Genomic DNA, 15,665 nt, shown 5'->3' with positions numbered 1-15,665 from the left:
CTAAAATCCGTATTGAGAATACATCTCATAAACCACGGAAGACACATTTTATTTGTTAAATACAATCAATTTTTTTCTAAATAAAGTATCGATAAAGTAACCTATATTTGAGTTAATTTTTTGTTGAGCAGAATCGAAAAATTGTGGGAGTTATATAAGTCTTGTTTTTATATCGCTAACAAAATGCAGGATAAAATCAGGACGGATGTTAGTGCAATCCTAACACAAAAGGGGAAGTATCATGACTTCATATCCCGGTACCAACACCACTTATACCGTTACTCAGTCTGACCTCCTGGGCTTATTGCAGAATGTCACCATTAAAGACAGTTCTGGCACTACCATCACCACACTGTCCAATGTTCCAACAGGTAATATCGTCACTGGGTCCGATTCTGTTGTCGTTCCGGCCAGCCTTCTGAGTGGAACCTATGTCAGTGTTCCCGGATCAACCGGCGATATTGATATTCTTCTCAATGCACTCAGTGCCGTGAATTTTTATATTGGCGGCGACACGACTGTCACTCTAGGCGTCAGCGCTGTATCAGGACTGACACTGAATGTCGTTGGTGGGGAACTGACCTTCTCAAGCGGCCTTATTGCCAGCGCGCTTCAGGGCTCCACCATCAACATCAGTGAGGGCGGTTCCTACGTTTCCGGGTCAAATCTCGCCAGCGTCCTGACCGGCTCCACAATCAATTTCGGTACTGGCGGCGGAACCCTGATCCTCAATGGCGGCGGTACGCTCATTAACCTGAGCGGCACATCGATCACCAACTATACCCGGCCAAGGACACGATCGAACTCCAGAATACGGTTACCGAAATTACCGGATATACAATAGCCGGGAGCGGTTCCTCACGCACGATCACGCTCTATGGCGGGAATGGCAATACCGAAATCGCCACCTATACTGTCACGCTGGCCAGCGGCACCACACTCGCAACCGGCACCTACAATGCCCTGAGCACAGACAATAACCCGCTCAGCATCACCTATTCCGACGGTAACACCTATATTGGCGTCTGCTTCCTTGCTGACTCCATGATCCGCACGCCGTCTGGCGAAACCCCGATCCAGGACATCCGCACGGGCGACGAGATCCTCGTATGGCAGGAGGGCACACCCGTTGTCCGCGAAGTCATCTGGACCGGCTGGCGACAGGCCACCACCAACCCGTTCATGCCGGATGACCAGGCGGGTTATCCCATCCGCATCCTCGCCAACGCCATTTCGGAAAATGTCCCTTACAAGGACATGCTGATCACAGCGGAACACTGCCTGTTCATGGACGGCCGCTTTGTCCCCGCCCGAATGCTCGTAAACGGCAGTTCCATCTTCTACGACCGGTCCCTGACCTCCTACGAATACTTCCACCTCGAGACCAGGGAGCATTCGGTCATCATGGCTGACGGCATGCTGACCGAAAGCTATCTCGATACAGGCAACCGTCACACCTTCCGGCAGGACGGAAAAATCCTCGCCATCGGTGGCCAGCACAAAAGCTGGGAAGATGCCGCAGCGCCGCTGGAAGTCAGCCGGGCCTTCGTCGAGCCCCTCTATCGCCAGATCGAAGCCCGCGCGCTTACTCACTGCCAGCTGGACACATCAAAGGCGAGCACGGGCCAGACTCAGCAAATCACAGAAGACCCCGATCTGCATCTCCTCGCATCAGACGGCCAGATCATCTATCCGATGCGACAGACGAAAGACCGGATCCTGTTCATGATTCCGCCAGGGATCAGCTCGGTCAGGCTCATGTCCCGCGCATCGCGTCCCTGTGACACGATCGGTCCTTTCGTCGATGACCGTCGCGCCTTTGGCGTTCTTGTGGGCGATATCGTGTTTTTCGACTCAGGAAACACCACCGATCTCGAAGCGCATCTGGAGCATCAGCCCCTCGACGGATGGGCAGGGCCGGAAAACGCACGCTGCCGCTGGACGACCGGAAACGGTCTCATCCCGCTCGGCGAGCGCGCGCCTCTGCATTTTGGCGTTCTTTCCATCACCATCCTGGCGACCAACACCTATTTTACAGACACCGTCCTCCCCGCGGAACAGACGGCCCGTCGGGCCTGAAGGTGTAGGAAAACCACTGTGCGATCTGCTCACGGTTCCATTTATGGCCGTGAGCAGATTTACGGTCTTTCATACGGACCCACAGCAGCGGAACAAAAAAGCCCCGGTCCAGGCCGGGGCTTTTTTTGTTCCGTATCTTTTAGTTCAGCGCCATTCGCTCATGCGCCATGGCCTGCTCTTCCCCGAAGGACGGCCATTCGGACCGTGTCAGCGCCTTCAGCGACGGAGAAGGCAGCCCCATGCGGTGCGCATAAAGCCAGGTGTAGGTCAGGGCGCGATGGACATAGTCCCGCGTTTCCCCATTGGGGAGCGTTTCCATAAAGAACAGCGGATCGTGCATATCCGCCTTCTGTGCGCCTTCCCAGCGAGCAATGGCACCCGGGCCGGCATTATAGGAGGCCAGAACCCGGACCAGATCACCGCCTTCGGGAGGCGTAACGGTTGCGACCCGGCTGGACTGGTTCGCCAGATACAGCACGTAGAGCTGCCCGATCTCCAGATTGGAGGACGGGTTGTGCAGACGGCTGACCATATCCGGCGCAACCGGGATCACCGCCACGCCATGCGCGTCATACGTCATGTGCGACGCGGTGACGAAGCTGGCCGTTACGGGACGGATCTGCATGAGACCATGCGCTCCGGCACCTGACGTCGCCGAGGGGTCGAAGTTGGATTCAACCCGCGTCAGGGCATAGACCAGCGCCGGGTTCATCCGGAAGCCATGGCTGGGCTTCAGGGATGGCAGGGGAAGCGGCGTCGGCTTCGTCATCTGCGCTTCCTGATGCATGATGAGGGAGGCGAGCTGTTCGGACAGGTCCTCATAACCCGCCGCCTGCGCCACGAGCTGAAGCGAGCGGGACCGCGCGCTGTCATCCGCAACATCGACCCACATGCGCCGGATCAGGTTCTCGGCCCGCATCCGCTCGCCGACCTGCAGCAGAGCGAAGAGCTGACGCCCCTGCGGAAGGGCCCCGACTGCCTCGACGTCGATTTCCGCAAGAACGGGCACCGGATCGTGCAGCGTGATTTCCACGCCGCCATCCGGCAGACGCGCATGACCGTGCCGTCCGAGCTCAAGCGTCTGGGACGCCAGAATACCGTAGAACGTCTCGTGGTGAATGGCGGCGCGATGGAGCCATTTCACATAGCCGACCATGTCATGACGCCGCCCTTCGGCACGTGCGGCCCAGAAGGCAGCAGCCGCGCGGAGTTCCACCGTCGTGACAGGCGCATTGGCGGCGGACTGGAACAGGTCGTAGGCCGCCTCGATATGGCCTTCACGCCAGGCTGCCAGACCCGCAACATAAGCAGGCAGTCCCACCTGACTGTTGCCGCGGCCAAATCCCGCGCTGCCATGCCGCAGAGCCAGCAGGGTTTCGCCCTGGGACAGCAGTCCAAGCGCCACCTCCCCATAAAGCTGGGCGGCATAGGGCGCCGTCATGCCCGGCGTGATATCCACAAGATGCAGGGCGCTTTCCGCCCCCCGCACGCCGGAGAGCACCCGCTCCTGAACCGTCCGGTCCAGAAGCGGATTACGCACAAAGGCATGAAGCAGGGGATCAACCGGAGCAGATATGCCCTTCACGTCTTCAGCCCGCGCATCAGCAGCGAGCGGACGGACGAAGGACTGGGGCTGCACCGTTCCCGGAAGCGCGATTTTCAGCAGCAGGGCCTGAATACTGGCGGCATCGGGCTGGGAGGCATAGTCATGTAGCCATTCCCGGAGCTGTTCGACGGCCGGATGGGCGCCCGGCGCCAGATAGCGCTCGGCCAGCACATCCGGCAGCAGGACATGATCCGTCACCAGACGCATCTGATCCTGAACGATCCGGGCGTTGCCTTCCCGCTGGGCCTGGAAGATCAGCCGGTAGCGGCTGGCCATTGCAGCGGTGAGCGGATGGGGAAGCGAAACAATGCCATCCCCGCCCAGAGACGGACGGGCTTCGGCAAAAGCGGTCTCATCTCCCACCCGCTCCGGCTGAGGGGGGAGTTCTCGTGTGCTTGCCGCACGCGCCGGGGACAGTGAGCCACCAGCCAGAATCAGCACGCTGACGAGCAGAGCCCGTGCGTTACTGCCAGAAATGAAAGGGGTTGTCCTTCGCATAGCAGCGGGTTGCTAGCCGCTTTGCATGCCGTTGGCAAGAACTTGTTAAGTTTGATGCAGCCTTGGACTGGGCAATGATATAACCCAACCTCAAAACAATCCAGTGGCAAACACCTGTCTTGGCGCGTTTTTTTACGTTTTCCCGAAGTTTTTTGACGATGCCATTTGTACCGGTTTGGTCCTCATCCCTCCGGAGCCAGTTTCTCCATCAGAATCAGCAGATCCTGCCACGCATTCCGCCGCGCAGCCGCACTGGCCCGCAGCTGAAGGGGGTGACGCATCGGCAGGAGCGGAACCGGAGTCGCAAGCCCGGGAACCGAAACCTCCGTCCACTTCCCGCGCAACCGTCCGACAGCCGCATCCGGCCCCAGCAGCATCTTCAGGGGCGTCACCCCCATCGTCACCAGAAAGCGGGGCCGACACAGGGCAATCGTCCGCAGCAGGAGCGGATGGCAGGCCTGCATCTCCGTATCGCTCGGAGTCCGCCCGCCCGGCGGTCGCCACGGCAGGGCCGGCGCCATGGAGATCTGCCCCCGCTCCAGCCCTGCTGACCGCAGCATCTTCTCCAGAAGCGCCCCCGCCTCTCCCGCAAAGAGTGTGCCGGACCGGTCCTCGTCTGCATCGGGCGCTTCGCCGATCAGCATGAAGGGTGCGTCCTCCACGAAGACCGGTTCCAGCCGGTGCGTGGCGGTCCGGGCCAGAAACAGGTCGTCCGGTGCCTCTGTCAGTCGCATCAGGGTCGGAAGATCAGGCGCCTTCTCCAGCGCCTGCAAGGAGAGGCTCCCCGTTGCCACTCCGGTAACCTTTGCGCCGGCTGGACGCGTGCCATCCCACATTTCCGGCAAAGGCCGCGCAGCCGTCCGCTGTCCCTCGCCCTCACGCTGCGGCATGGAAGCAGGCAGCCGGGGGGCCGCCTCGGAGAGACGGTCCACGGGCAGTTCGCACAGAGCCTCGTCGGCTCCCCATTCATACTGAAGCTGGAGCGCGGCCAGAAGTTCGGCCCGGCTCACAACCGGCTGGGGCGTCATGATCTATCCGTTCTGGTTGCCTCCGGGCCGGCAGCCCTGCTCTCACGGAAAAGGAGGAGCGGTTGGCGTCAGGCTTCAAGAGGGCTAGAGTTTCGTCCATTATGCAGATCACACGCGGCTGGCCCAGATCATTCGAGGATTTTTCCCGTCCGCTCCGTCTGGCGCTTCCCGCTCTTGTGCTGGGTGGCTGCCTCACGGGGGGCGCCGCGGCCGCCGTTCCTCCCGCTATGCTGCCGGCCGTCAATCCCGAAAAATCCCTGACCGGCTGGATGATGGCCGCGACCGTCATGATGGAACGCGGAGACGTTTCCGCCGCCAATCTGGCGCTTTCGCATGCCCTGCCCCTCGCCCCGCACAATCTCCAGTTGCAGCATGATGCCCTGCGTTACGCCGCGATGGCCGGGAAACAGGCCGAGGCTGTCAGACTCGCCAACGCACTGCCCGATCATGACGTCGGCAGCGATATCGGGACCCTCATTCTCGCGCAGGATGCCTTTGCCCGTCAGGACTGGGCCGAAATGCGCCGTATCCTGACCCGCAGCCCCCATCACGGTCCGCTCGTCGCCATTGCTGCCCCCACTCTCATGGCCTGGAGCCTTGCGGCCGAGGGACATGCCGACAAGGCCCTGAATCTGCTGGGAGAAGCGGCAGCCCAACCCGCGACCCGCAGACTGTATCTTCTGCATGCGGCCATGATCGCGGAATCTCTTCCCAACCCGCAGCTGGCAGGACAGCTTTATCACCGGACGGGAAATGCTTCCGGCGACCCGCTGACACTCCAAATCCTCTATGCACAGCTCTATGGGAGCTGGCTTGAACGCCACGGCCATCACAAGGAGGCCAGTGACGCCATCGCAGCCCTTGGCGTGACGTCTCCTCTGGCCTCTCTCGTCATCGGCCCGATCCAGCAGAGCCTTCCGCATCTGAAGAGCCCGAGCCCGGCCCTTGGCGGCGCGGTTCTCAACCTGCAGATCGCCCTCATGATCACGGATGTCATCCAGCAGGACGGCATTCCGCGGGACCCGGCCATCATTGCCCTGCAACAGGCGATTTTTCTTGATCCCGGCCTGACGATCGCCCGCATCTTTCTGGCCGACACCTTTCGGGAAGCCAACCAGATCTCCAGCGGACTGGCTGAACTGGATGGCATCCCGCCTTCCGACCCTCTCGCCGCCCTGGCTGCACAGGAGCGCATCAACTTGGCCCTGCGCTCGGGCGACCTCGAGCAGGAAGCCGATGCCCTGCATCGCGCCCTCGTCCTGCGTCCCGACAATCCCGAATTCCTGATCCAGTTGGCGGAAGTCGAAGACCAGCGCGGGAATCATACGCAGGCCATTGATCTCTATACCCGCGCCCTCAAGGCTTCTCCGCCCCGCAAGGAGATCCTGTGGCCCATCCTGCTCGGCCGCGCGATGGCTGCGGAAGAGAGCGGCAACTGGCCCATGGTGCAGGACGACATGAAGCATGCGCTGGAACTCGCGCCAGACCAGCCCGAAGTGCTCAATTTCGTGGGCTATGCCAATATCGAGCACGACGCCGATCAGGCTCAGGCCCTTGCCATGCTGAAAAAGGCCGTCGATCTCCAGCCGACTGATGCCTCCATTCAGGACAGCTATGCCTGGGCCCTGCTCAAATATCGCGCGGATATCAAAACCGCACTCCCCATCCTGGTGCAGGCTGCGGAACATGCGCCCAGCGATGCTGAAATCGGCTACCATCTCGGCGTTGCCTACTGGTATCTCGGACGGCATACCGACGCACAGGACCAGTGGAACCAGTCCCTGGACGACAACCCCCAGCCGCAGGATCGCGCCCTTCTGATGCAGGCGCTCCAGAACGGCGGCCCCCATCTCGCAGCTTTCGAACAGAAACAATGACCTTTCCAGACACGACTTCTTCCGCCGCTCCTCAGGCCACCGCGCACGCCAAGATCAACCTGTTCCTGCACATCACCGGCCGCCGCGATGACGGCTATCACCTGCTCGACAGTCTTGCCGTGTTCGCAGGCGCTGCAGACCGCGTTACCCTTACTGCTCCAAGCAACACCATGTCGCTGACGATCGACGGACCGTTCGGACAGGGCCTTGAAGCGGACGACCAGAATCTCGTGCTCCGTGCCGCCCGCGCCCTTCAGGCCCAGGCTGGCACCACGATTGGCGGGCTGACTGAATCCTTTCATCTGGAACTGCAAAAGAACCTGCCCGTCTCATCCGGGATCGGTGGCGGGTCGGCTGACTCCGCCGCAACGCTGCGTCTGCTGGCGCGGGAATGGAATGTCGATCAGGCAGCCCTCTTTCCGATCGCCGAGACACTGGGGGCGGATGTTCCCGTCTGCGTTGCCCAGCGCCCGACACGGATGCAGGGCATCGGGGAAATCCTCGCCCCCGCTCCTGTCCTGCCAGATGCAGGTCTCCTGCTGGTCAATCCGGGCGTCGGTGTCTCGACACCGGACGTTTTCCGGGCCTTCGCGGCAGGAGGCGGTATTGTTGAGCGTCCCGAGCCGTTTCTGCCTGACCGCTGGAACACGGCGCAGGACATGGTGGCCGACCTAAACGCCACCACGAACGATCTTCAGGCCCCGGCTCTGTCACAATGCCCTGTCATCGGCACGGTCCTGGCCTCGATCGAGAGCCTGCCAGGCTGCCTGCTCAGCCGCATGAGCGGTTCGGGTGCCACCTGTTTCGGCATTTTCTCCAGTCCCGAAAGCGCTGTTGCCGCAGCCCACGTCCTGAATGCACAGAGCGCACGTCTGGGTTGGTGGACATGGGCGGGCGGCTTTCACCACACTGGGGCTTCCACCTGATCACAACGCAACCGGGCAGAAAGGCGACGGACGTCATGACAGCACCACGCATGCAGGTCACACGTTCAGAGGACGGCAAGACCATCATCCTGTCTTTCCTGGAAGGCAGCGGCGTTTCAGGCAGCATTGCCCTGGACGAGAAGCAGCTCTCCCAGTTGATCACCAGTCTCGGGCTGGCACATGCGAGCCTCATTGAAAAACAGCCTCCGGCACCTATTGCCGGTGCGCGCTTTACGCCGGTCTACACAACGAACTGGGCCTTGCAGATCGATGCCCTGACCGAAGGCTCCATGCTGGCTTTCCAGCACCCGGCTTATGGTCCGGTAGGGATCGTCTTCGGCCCGCAGGACGTCGAGCAGATCATTCGCGGCCTGCAGAAACAGCGAACCATGATCCGCTCCAACCCCGATGACGCGAGCAAACCGAGCTGACAAAATCCTTCCGGGATTTCAGAAAAGTTCCATCTCCCCCGCCTCGGGGGAAACCTGAACGGCACCTGCCAGCAGACGCTGCCGAACCTCTGAGAGTGTCAGGCCATCCACTATGGAACGCTGAACCTGCACCTCCCTCACACCGCTTTCATGACTCAGCTGCTCACAACACTGCGCCAGTTGGCCCAGAACCTGCGTGATCCTGTCGAAATCCTGCAGATGCATGGCACTCTCGCCCACACACGCCTTAAGACAGGCGTCCTCCAGCCGGCGCAGGTCCTGAAGACTTGAAGACAGCTGCGCCCCCACGCCTTCCAGAATTTGCGGCAATGCCAGCGTCCCTGACACCTCAGACACTGCAGATCGGTCCAAAAACGGCTTCGATACGGGATTTGAGCGAACTTGCCGTAAAGGGCTTGGCCAGGAAATTGTTCACCCCTTCCGCAATGGCCTGCTGAACCAGCTCCTTGCTGGCCTGTCCGGTCAGCATGATGAAACCCGTTTTCGCAGTCCGTGCATTACTTCTGACCGCTTTCAGAAGCTCAAGCCCATCCATATCCGGCATGTTGAAATCCGAAATAATCAGATGAACCTGATTGCTTTTGAGATGTTCGAGCGCTTCCAGCCCATTCCGGACACCCGCAATCTGTACGAAGCCGATCTGGCTCAGCGTATTACGCAGGATAGAGCGGATGGATGTCTGATCGTCGACAAGAAGGACGGACATGGAGGAGGCTGAAATCATGGATATGTCTCCAGAGAGCGACGTTCACAAAGATTGAGAATGGCTGGGCCAATGGCGGAAAGTGGAAGCTGCGTCTCGACAGCGCCCAGTTCGTATGCGGCTCGGGGCATGCCATAGATGACGGAACTCGCCCGGTCCTGACCGATTGTGGAGGCGCCGGCATGACGCATGGCCAGCAGACCCTGCGCCCCGTCACATTCCATCCCCGTCAGAATGACCCCCACAGCATTTTTCCCGACTGTGGTGGCGAGGGAATAAAACAGCTCATCCACCGAAGGGCGATGTCCGTTAACGGGTGGGGCCGCAACCAGCTGGCAGACATATTCTCCAGACCGAGCGCCACAGCGGACGCGCAGATGGCGCTCTCCACCAGACGCGACATACACCGTGCCGGGTTTCAGCATATCGCCCTCTTCCGCAAGCCTGACTTCCGGCTTCACGATCCGGTCCAGACGACGTGCGAAGCTTTCTGAAAACTGCCGCGGCATGTGCTGCACGATAACCGTTGGCGGACAGGCCACGGGGAAATGCCCCAGAACATCCGTTAAGGCTTCCACGCCCCCTGTCGATGCCCCAATCCCGACGACAGTGCCTATCTTCGGAACAGTCCTGTTTGCAGAATCTGTAGCAACCGGCACAGGAGCCTGCTGCTTCATGGCCGCAGCCCGGACAATCGCATCTCCCAGCCCTGCAAACGGATCCTCGCCGTTAGCCGTGGTCGTTTTCGAATACCATTCCGCAGCTCCCATCCGGAGCGACTGCTCAACCAGTCCCCGGTGACTGGAAAGATGACCCGACACCATCACGACGGGCATCGGCCGCAACCTCATAATCTTTTCAAGAAACTGCAGACCATTCATGGACGGCATCTCGAAATCGAGCGTCAGCACATCCGGATTCAGCCGCACGATAAGATCACGCGCTTCAAAGGGCGTTCCGGCAGTCCCCACGATCTTTACTCTGGGATCCCGCCGAAGTGCGGCCGCGATCAGGGCGCGGGTCGTCAGGGAATCATCGACGACCACGACAGTCAGGGGTCTTGCGCCACTCAAGAGCGCCTCCTGCCAGACGAAACCTTGCGATAGGCATTATGCCCGAAGCTTTCCATTCCAAACCGCTCAGGATGAGCTATACGCTCCGAGTGCCCCAGATAAAGCTCTCCCCCCGGGAAAATACGCGCAGAAAGGTTACCCCATAACCGGTCCTGCGTTTCGCGATCAAAATAGATCGCGACATTCCGGCAGAAAATGGCATGGAAACAGGATGAAAATGGCCAGGGTTCAACCAGATTGAGGCGTCGGAAACGGATCATCTCCCGGATTTTTTCAGACATGACGACCCGGTCGTCTTCAAGCCGACAGGACGTCAGCACTCCGTCTTCAAAAAGAGCCTCGGCTTCTATGGAAGCATAGCTCCCCAGGCGAGCCTGCTGCAGAACATCGGAATCTATATCTGTTGCCAGAATTTTCGCTTTCAGATGCGGAATGGTGGACAGACATTTTATGACTGTCATGGCGATCGAATATGCTTCCTCGCCACTCGAACAGGCCGCAGACCAGATCCTGAGTTCTTCTCCGCGTTCAAAACGACCATATAACTGCTGACGAAGCAGGGATTCCAAGTATGAAAAGTGGTGTTTTTCCCGATAAAAACTGGTGACATTTGTTGTCAACGCCGAAACGAGATGCTGACGTTCGTCAGAACCTGCTTCGCTCATCAGGAAGGCACAATACTCGTCGAAACAGCCAAACCCTTCCTGCCGGACACGGCGGCAAATTCTGGAATAGACGAGGCTCTTTTTCTTTTCTGACAGAGAAATTCCAGCGTAACTCTTGGCAATTCCAGCGATAATCCGGAAATTTCCATCAGAAATTCCGTCTGTTTCCAGCACAGGGATCGCTGTCATTGCAGACTCCCCTCAAACAGCGCGTCTACATTCACAGAGAATATCAGACGATCTGCTACAGGCTGGATTCCATTCAGAAAATATTTGAGATCATCGCTGGACAATTCAGGAAGAGGCTTGAATTCCTCCTCATCCAAATCCGAAATATCTGTCACATTTGAAACGGAGAACCCGATAACCTTGTCTTTGTTTTTCAGAAAAATAATAGCTTTCTTCTCATTACTGTTCTCAGAAACGCCCATCATCCGGGCCATATCCACGAGTGGAATTACGGATCCCCGAACATTCACCACGCCTTCAACAAACGCCGGTGCCGCCGGGAAAGGCGTTGCTTTTGACCAAGTCTTGATTTCCTTGACAGCCGAAATCGGGATGGAAAATTCCTGATTTCCCAAAGAAAAGACCAGCGCTTTTTCCCCAATCATACTCTTTCCTCCAATGAACTTTCTCTTTTCTTCAAAAGCTCACCAAAGAGAAATTCCACATCCAGAATAAATGCTACGTTGCCATCGCCCAGAATGGTCGCAGTCGAGAAGCAGGCAATTTTTCGATAATTATCTTCGAGATTTTTCACCACGAACCTCGATTGATCAATAATCTTATCTACAATGAATGCCATTTTTTCTTCGTTTTCATTTTCGATAACGAAGCATATTTTCTGATTTTTCTTATCAGAAGGAACGTCCAAAAGGTCTGAAGCATAAATTACGGACAGATAACCATCCCGATAAGGGTATCCATATTTTCCTTCTCCAATATGAAACGCCTTACTATTATCGAATATTATTGTATCCGAAACATTATTGATCGGAACGACAAAATCCTGTCCTTCCGACTTGAAGATAATGCCTTCGATAACGGAGAGGGTAAAAGGCAGAGAAATGGAAAATATAGTTCCTTTTCCCTTCGATGAACTGATGAAAATCCGTCCGTTGATCTGCTGAAGACTCTGTTTAACAACGTCCATTCCCACGCCCCGGCCTGAGACATCGGTCACTTCTGCAACAGTCGAAAACCCCGGCTCGAAAATCAGAGAATAGATTTCTTCCCGATCCAGCCTTTGACCCTTTTCAATAATCTTCTTTTCAACAGCTTTTTCGTAGATCCTGTCCGGGTCCAGACCGGCCCCGTCATCCTGAATTTCCACGATGATCCGACCAGAGCGTTGAAAGGCACGCAGTCGGAGCAGACCCTCAGGATCCTTTCCCGCCTGCGCCCTGACCTCTGGACTTTCAATGCCGTGATCAATGGCATTGCGAACCATGTGGGTCAGAGGATCGGAGAGCTTTTCAAGAATGGACCGATCAACCTCTGTGTCCTCTCCTTCCAGAACAAGCCGAACCTGCTTTTCTGTCAGTCTGGCCGTCTCCCGCACAACACGCCCCAGCTTCTGGAAGACCGTCTTGATCGGATAGGCGCGCATCGTAATGACGTTTTCCTGCAGTTCGTGGATAAGCTGCTCCTGCGCTGTGACCACACTCCCCAGAAATGAATCTCCCGGCACCTTGTTACGACGCATCTGGGATTGAATAGCCCCCTGGTTGATCACCAGTTCTCCAATCAGATCGACCAGTTTGTCGATCCGCTGGATATCAACCCGAACGGTCGCAGAGTCCTTTCGCTCGGTTCCTTTTCGGACCGGTGGATCCGTTTTCTCTTCTGCAACCGGAGCAGATGGTATTTTGGTTTGTTCAGCTTCTTCCGGCACGGATGTAATGACCGCCTGCAGATCATCGCCACACCAGTCAAAAATCTCATCAATGCTCTCTCGTGACTTTTCTGTTGTCAGCAGAATTTGCCACGTCAGATAACTCTGGCCCGGTGAAATATCGGCAAGAAGTGGCACAGCATCACTATCAACCTGTACCTTAATCTGCCCCAGACCTTCCAATGCCATCAGGATATTCCGGATGTCATCTCCGCGCTCATAAAACTCCGGGGATACAGTCAGAACAATTGAAAACTGCTGCTCACTGGGCGCATCAATTTCAATTTTCACCGGCGCAAAAGACATGCCGAAGATATCTTCCGTCCTGACCTCTTCAGAGGCCGGCTCCGGTTCCGAAGCATCAGACCCGAGATAGTGCTCCAGGTCGGCAGTTATCTCCGGAGCAACCTCATAAGTGCTGCCCCCATTTTTAAAGTCTGAAACAATATCCGACAGCGCATCCTTGCACTTGAGAAAAACCCTGATGCTCTCAGCATTTACGGACAGTTCTCCTGACCGGAAACGGTCAAGCACGCTCTCGAAAAGATGGGAGAATCTTACCAGATCTTCCATGCCAAAGGCGGCCGCTCCGCCCTTGATGGAGTGAACGCACCGGAAGATCGTGTTGATCTTCTCTCCATTTTCCGGCTCGTCCTCAAGCGCCGTCAGCTCTTCTTCCAGAAGCGTGAGTTGCTCGTCGCATTCATCAAAGAAAATCAGTCGGATCGCGTCCATATCATCGGTGAAATCTTCAGTGCTCATGCGCTGACACGCCTCACCGCTGCAAGCAGCCTGGGACCATCGAACGGTTTGACGATCCACCCGGTCGCACCTGCTTCACGTGCGGCACGACGAAGATCGTCACCGGATTCCGTCGTCAGAAAAATGATGGGGACGTATTTTGTATCTGACCGCGCGCGCAGGGCTCTGGTCAGTTGCAGCCCATCCATACGCGGCATGTTCAGATCTGTTATGATGACTGCCGGCAGAAAATCGGAAATTTTTTCCAGCGCTTCAACGCCGTCTTCCGAAGTTTCCACCTCATAACCGTCTTTACGCAGCTCTCGACTGACCAGGTCCCGCATGGTTCGGGAATCATCAACGACCAGAATATTCATGCGTCGCCCTTCGCCTCCAGAAGAAAATCCCCGCCCATCAGCTGAAGATTTTCTCTCATCGCATCAGAAATATTCCTGATCTCGAAACCGGCACCCTGCATCTGCGCCGTTCGGTACGCGGAGACAAGCATCTGGAAACAGAGGCCACCGACCCGGCCAACCTGACTTCCATCCAGAACAAACTCCCTCTCTTCCTTTTTGAGGAGTTCCGAAAAAGGAAGGGCGTATTTGGTGTCCAGTAGCTCAGGCAGCATCAGAACGCTCATCAGCGAAACTCCTCCCATCCTTCATCCGATGTCTGAAAGGACTCATTTCCCCACTGCGACGATGGAAGATCAGAGGCTGGCATTTCGCTCTCAAAAAGAGGTTTTTCGGCGTCATGCAGGCTTTTCAGACGAAACCGCTGAAGGCTTCCGACGAGTTCCCGAGCTTCCGCGCTCAGATTATGACTGGCGGCCGTGGCCTCTTCGACCATCGCAGCATTCTGCTGGGTGTTCTGATCCATCTGGCTGACCGCAACGCTGATTTCCGAAAGGTCATTGGCCTGACTGCGCGCAGCCGTCGCGATTTCCCCGATCAGAACACTGATTTCACTGACATTTTCGACGATGGATTTCATCGCGACCCCTGTCTCTTCAACCAGGGAGCTGCCCCGGCTGACCTGCTGTGTGCTTGAGGTGATGAGCCCCTTGATTTCCTTGGCGGCATCAGCCGAGCGCTGAGCCAGGGCCCGGACTTCGGCAGCGACGACGGCAAATCCCTTGCCTGCATCTCCCGCTCGGGCGGCTTCAACGCCGGCATTCAATGCCAGGAGATTGGTCTGAAAGGCTATGTCATCAATCAGGCCAAGGATCTGCGCAATATGGATGGAAGACTGCTGGATGTCCTGCATGGCCGCCGTGGCCGCCGCCATCACTTCACCCGACCGCTCGGCCCGATCGCGGGTCTGACTTGCGACTTCACTGGCATGGACGGACGCTGCCGCCGTCTTGCGGACCGTCTCCGTGACGTTCCCCACCGAGACTGTGGTTTCTTCAAGCCGGGCGACCTGAAGTTCCGTACGACGGGCCAGATCGTCGGCAGCCGAGGCGATTTCCGCCGATCCGGAGGAGATCGTTGAAATGCTGTCATTCAGCGACAGCATCATCTTCTGAAGCGACGATGCGGTATCATTGAAATCCTGCCTCAGCCGGTCGTACCGGTCCGGCAGAGCCTCTTCGAGACGAAAGTCCAGTTCGCCATCGCGCAGACTGGCCATTGCATTTCCGAGAACCGCAATAACGCGCTCATGCTCGGATGCTTCTTCTCTTGCCGACTGGCGGGCGTCTTCGGCTTCGATCCGCACAGCAGCAAGGGCCGACTGCGCCTGGGCGGTCATGGCGTCGCTGCGCTCGGCATGCGTCCGAGCTTCACCGAGCAGGACCTGCAAGCGGATCAGGCTGGCTTCACGGACGTTTCGTGGCAGCGTTCCTTCCGACGCAAGTTGCCTCAAGCCTCCGGCCAGATCGTCCCCGTAAGCCGCAACCTGAAAGAAAGCGACGATTCCAGCAACACAAAAGAGACCAAGAAGAGCCAGTTCAGGGGAAACGGACTGCCAGATACCTGCAGTATGGCTCGCCGCAGTCTTCAGGCGCCATCCCACCAGACAGACAGAAACAGCGACAGGGATGGCAAACGCCAGAAGCAGGCGCCTGCGCAACAGGGAACTCCGCTGCATGGGAACAAAGCGCATGTCGGACATGC

At 57.6% G+C, this 15,665-nt stretch carries 16 protein-coding genes; 5 read left to right on the top strand and 11 right to left on the bottom strand.

What is annotated here, in order from left to right; genetic code table 11:
• The first annotated feature begins 241 nt into the window (after positions 1-241).
• Together GOX01_RS13170 and GOX01_RS13165 are read left to right on the top strand one after the other, a co-directional pair.
• Positions 242-844, top strand: a complete 603-nt coding sequence (locus tag GOX01_RS13170) for a hypothetical protein (protein ID WP_228119275.1) — start codon at positions 242-244, stop codon at positions 842-844.
• A 200-nt stretch (positions 845-1,044) separates the two neighbouring features.
• Positions 1,045-2,079, top strand: a complete 1,035-nt coding sequence (locus GOX01_RS13165) for a Hint domain-containing protein (protein ID WP_243695616.1) — start codon at positions 1,045-1,047, stop codon at positions 2,077-2,079.
• Positions 2,080-2,218: 139 nt separating this feature from the next.
• Here GOX01_RS13165 and GOX01_RS09135 read toward each other — a convergent pair whose 3' ends face one another.
• Together GOX01_RS09135 and GOX01_RS09130 are read right to left on the bottom strand one after the other, a co-directional pair.
• Positions 2,219-4,183 carry a transglycosylase SLT domain-containing protein gene (locus tag GOX01_RS09135; RefSeq protein WP_011253089.1) on the bottom strand — a complete coding sequence of 655 codons (1,965 nt, stop codon included), beginning with the start codon at positions 4,181-4,183 and terminating at the stop codon, positions 2,219-2,221.
• 182 nt (positions 4,184-4,365) lie between these two features.
• Entirely contained in the window at positions 4,366-5,211 is an 846-nt protein-coding gene (locus GOX01_RS09130; protein WP_011253088.1) for a uracil-DNA glycosylase, read from the bottom strand.
• Positions 5,212-5,312: 101 nt separating this feature from the next.
• Here GOX01_RS09130 and GOX01_RS09125 point away from each other — a divergent pair, with 101 nt between their 5' ends.
• Genes GOX01_RS09125 through GOX01_RS09115 form a run of 3 tightly spaced genes read left to right on the top strand, consistent with a single transcriptional unit; the run spans position 5,313 to position 8,445 of the window.
• Complete coding sequence (locus tag GOX01_RS09125) at positions 5,313-7,088, top strand: tetratricopeptide repeat protein (protein ID WP_131973875.1); 1,776 nt, start codon at positions 5,313-5,315, stop codon at positions 7,086-7,088.
• On the top strand, positions 7,085-8,014 hold the full coding sequence (locus GOX01_RS09120) for a 4-(cytidine 5'-diphospho)-2-C-methyl-D-erythritol kinase (protein WP_011253085.1): 930 nt from the start codon (positions 7,085-7,087) through the stop codon (positions 8,012-8,014). Before GOX01_RS09125 ends, GOX01_RS09120 begins: the two co-directional genes overlap by 4 nt.
• Before the next feature lie 35 nt (positions 8,015-8,049).
• Positions 8,050-8,445 carry a hypothetical protein gene (locus tag GOX01_RS09115; RefSeq protein WP_226986554.1) on the top strand — a complete coding sequence of 132 codons (396 nt, stop codon included), beginning with the start codon at positions 8,050-8,052 and terminating at the stop codon, positions 8,443-8,445.
• 18 nt (positions 8,446-8,463) lie between these two features.
• On the opposite strand, the gene GOX01_RS09110 is transcribed toward GOX01_RS09115, so the two are convergent.
• Genes GOX01_RS09110 through GOX01_RS09070 form a run of 9 tightly spaced genes read right to left on the bottom strand, consistent with a single transcriptional unit; the run spans position 8,464 to position 15,663 of the window.
• Entirely contained in the window at positions 8,464-8,802 is a 339-nt protein-coding gene (locus GOX01_RS09110) for a hypothetical protein (RefSeq protein WP_131973874.1), read from the bottom strand.
• Positions 8,795-9,190 carry a response regulator gene (locus tag GOX01_RS09105; protein ID WP_011253082.1) on the bottom strand — a complete coding sequence of 132 codons (396 nt, stop codon included), beginning with the start codon at positions 9,188-9,190 and terminating at the stop codon, positions 8,795-8,797. Before GOX01_RS09105 ends, GOX01_RS09110 begins: the two co-directional genes overlap by 8 nt.
• Positions 9,187-10,242, bottom strand: a complete 1,056-nt coding sequence (locus GOX01_RS09100; RefSeq protein WP_011253081.1) for a protein-glutamate methylesterase/protein-glutamine glutaminase — start codon at positions 10,240-10,242, stop codon at positions 9,187-9,189. Before GOX01_RS09100 ends, GOX01_RS09105 begins: the two co-directional genes overlap by 4 nt.
• Entirely contained in the window at positions 10,239-11,096 is an 858-nt protein-coding gene (locus GOX01_RS09095; RefSeq protein WP_011253080.1) for a CheR family methyltransferase, read from the bottom strand. The genes GOX01_RS09100 and GOX01_RS09095 overlap by 4 nt, the downstream gene beginning before the upstream one ends.
• Positions 11,093-11,521: a chemotaxis protein CheW gene (locus GOX01_RS09090; protein ID WP_024716930.1), complete on the bottom strand. Its 429-nt coding sequence runs from the start codon at positions 11,519-11,521 to the stop codon at positions 11,093-11,095. Before GOX01_RS09090 ends, GOX01_RS09095 begins: the two co-directional genes overlap by 4 nt.
• Positions 11,518-13,566, bottom strand: coding sequence for a chemotaxis protein CheA (locus tag GOX01_RS09085; protein WP_011253078.1), 2,049 nt, complete (start codon positions 13,564-13,566; stop codon positions 11,518-11,520). The genes GOX01_RS09090 and GOX01_RS09085 overlap by 4 nt, the downstream gene beginning before the upstream one ends.
• The gene (locus GOX01_RS09080) at positions 13,563-13,922 is read right to left on the bottom strand and encodes a response regulator (RefSeq protein WP_011253077.1); all 360 of its coding nucleotides are present in this window, start codon (positions 13,920-13,922) and stop codon (positions 13,563-13,565) included. Before GOX01_RS09080 ends, GOX01_RS09085 begins: the two co-directional genes overlap by 4 nt.
• The gene (locus tag GOX01_RS09075; RefSeq protein WP_024716929.1) at positions 13,919-14,188 is read right to left on the bottom strand and encodes an STAS domain-containing protein; all 270 of its coding nucleotides are present in this window, start codon (positions 14,186-14,188) and stop codon (positions 13,919-13,921) included. The genes GOX01_RS09080 and GOX01_RS09075 overlap by 4 nt, the downstream gene beginning before the upstream one ends.
• Positions 14,188-15,663, bottom strand: a complete 1,476-nt coding sequence (locus GOX01_RS09070) for a methyl-accepting chemotaxis protein (protein WP_011253075.1) — start codon at positions 15,661-15,663, stop codon at positions 14,188-14,190. The genes GOX01_RS09075 and GOX01_RS09070 overlap by 1 nt, the downstream gene beginning before the upstream one ends.
• Between the last annotated feature and the right edge of the window lie 2 nt (positions 15,664-15,665).

The organism is Gluconobacter oxydans, assembly GCF_006539685.1.
In the GTDB taxonomy this organism is placed as follows: domain Bacteria; phylum Pseudomonadota; class Alphaproteobacteria; order Acetobacterales; family Acetobacteraceae; genus Gluconobacter; species Gluconobacter oxydans.
The sequence above is the reverse complement of the archived record's forward strand: the minus strand, read 5'-3'. Positions and strand labels throughout refer to the sequence as shown.

What these genes read in the sequence shown, in the direction of transcription:
- GOX01_RS13170 (WP_228119275.1), top strand. Translation starts at nt 242, where the DNA reads ATGACTTCATATCCCGGTACCAACACCACTTATACCGTTACTCAGTCT.
- GOX01_RS13165 (WP_243695616.1), top strand. Translation starts at nt 1,045, where the DNA reads ATGATCCGCACGCCGTCTGGCGAAACCCCGATCCAGGACATCCGCACG.
- GOX01_RS09135 (WP_011253089.1), bottom strand. Translation starts at nt 4,183, where the DNA reads ATGCGAAGGACAACCCCTTTCATTTCTGGCAGTAACGCACGGGCTCTG.
- GOX01_RS09130 (WP_011253088.1), bottom strand. Translation starts at nt 5,211, where the DNA reads ATGACGCCCCAGCCGGTTGTGAGCCGGGCCGAACTTCTGGCCGCGCTC.
- GOX01_RS09125 (WP_131973875.1), top strand. Translation starts at nt 5,313, where the DNA reads ATGCAGATCACACGCGGCTGGCCCAGATCATTCGAGGATTTTTCCCGT.
- GOX01_RS09120 (WP_011253085.1), top strand. Translation starts at nt 7,085, where the DNA reads ATGACCTTTCCAGACACGACTTCTTCCGCCGCTCCTCAGGCCACCGCG.
- GOX01_RS09115 (WP_226986554.1), top strand. Translation starts at nt 8,050, where the DNA reads ATGACAGCACCACGCATGCAGGTCACACGTTCAGAGGACGGCAAGACC.
- GOX01_RS09105 (WP_011253082.1), bottom strand. Translation starts at nt 9,190, where the DNA reads ATGATTTCAGCCTCCTCCATGTCCGTCCTTCTTGTCGACGATCAGACA.
- GOX01_RS09095 (WP_011253080.1), bottom strand. Translation starts at nt 11,096, where the DNA reads ATGACAGCGATCCCTGTGCTGGAAACAGACGGAATTTCTGATGGAAAT.
- GOX01_RS09090 (WP_024716930.1), bottom strand. Translation starts at nt 11,521, where the DNA reads ATGATTGGGGAAAAAGCGCTGGTCTTTTCTTTGGGAAATCAGGAATTT.
- GOX01_RS09085 (WP_011253078.1), bottom strand. Translation starts at nt 13,566, where the DNA reads ATGAGCACTGAAGATTTCACCGATGATATGGACGCGATCCGACTGATT.
- GOX01_RS09080 (WP_011253077.1), bottom strand. Translation starts at nt 13,922, where the DNA reads ATGAATATTCTGGTCGTTGATGATTCCCGAACCATGCGGGACCTGGTC.
- GOX01_RS09075 (WP_024716929.1), bottom strand. Translation starts at nt 14,188, where the DNA reads ATGAGCGTTCTGATGCTGCCTGAGCTACTGGACACCAAATACGCCCTT.
- GOX01_RS09070 (WP_011253075.1), bottom strand. Translation starts at nt 15,663, where the DNA reads ATGTCCGACATGCGCTTTGTTCCCATGCAGCGGAGTTCCCTGTTGCGC.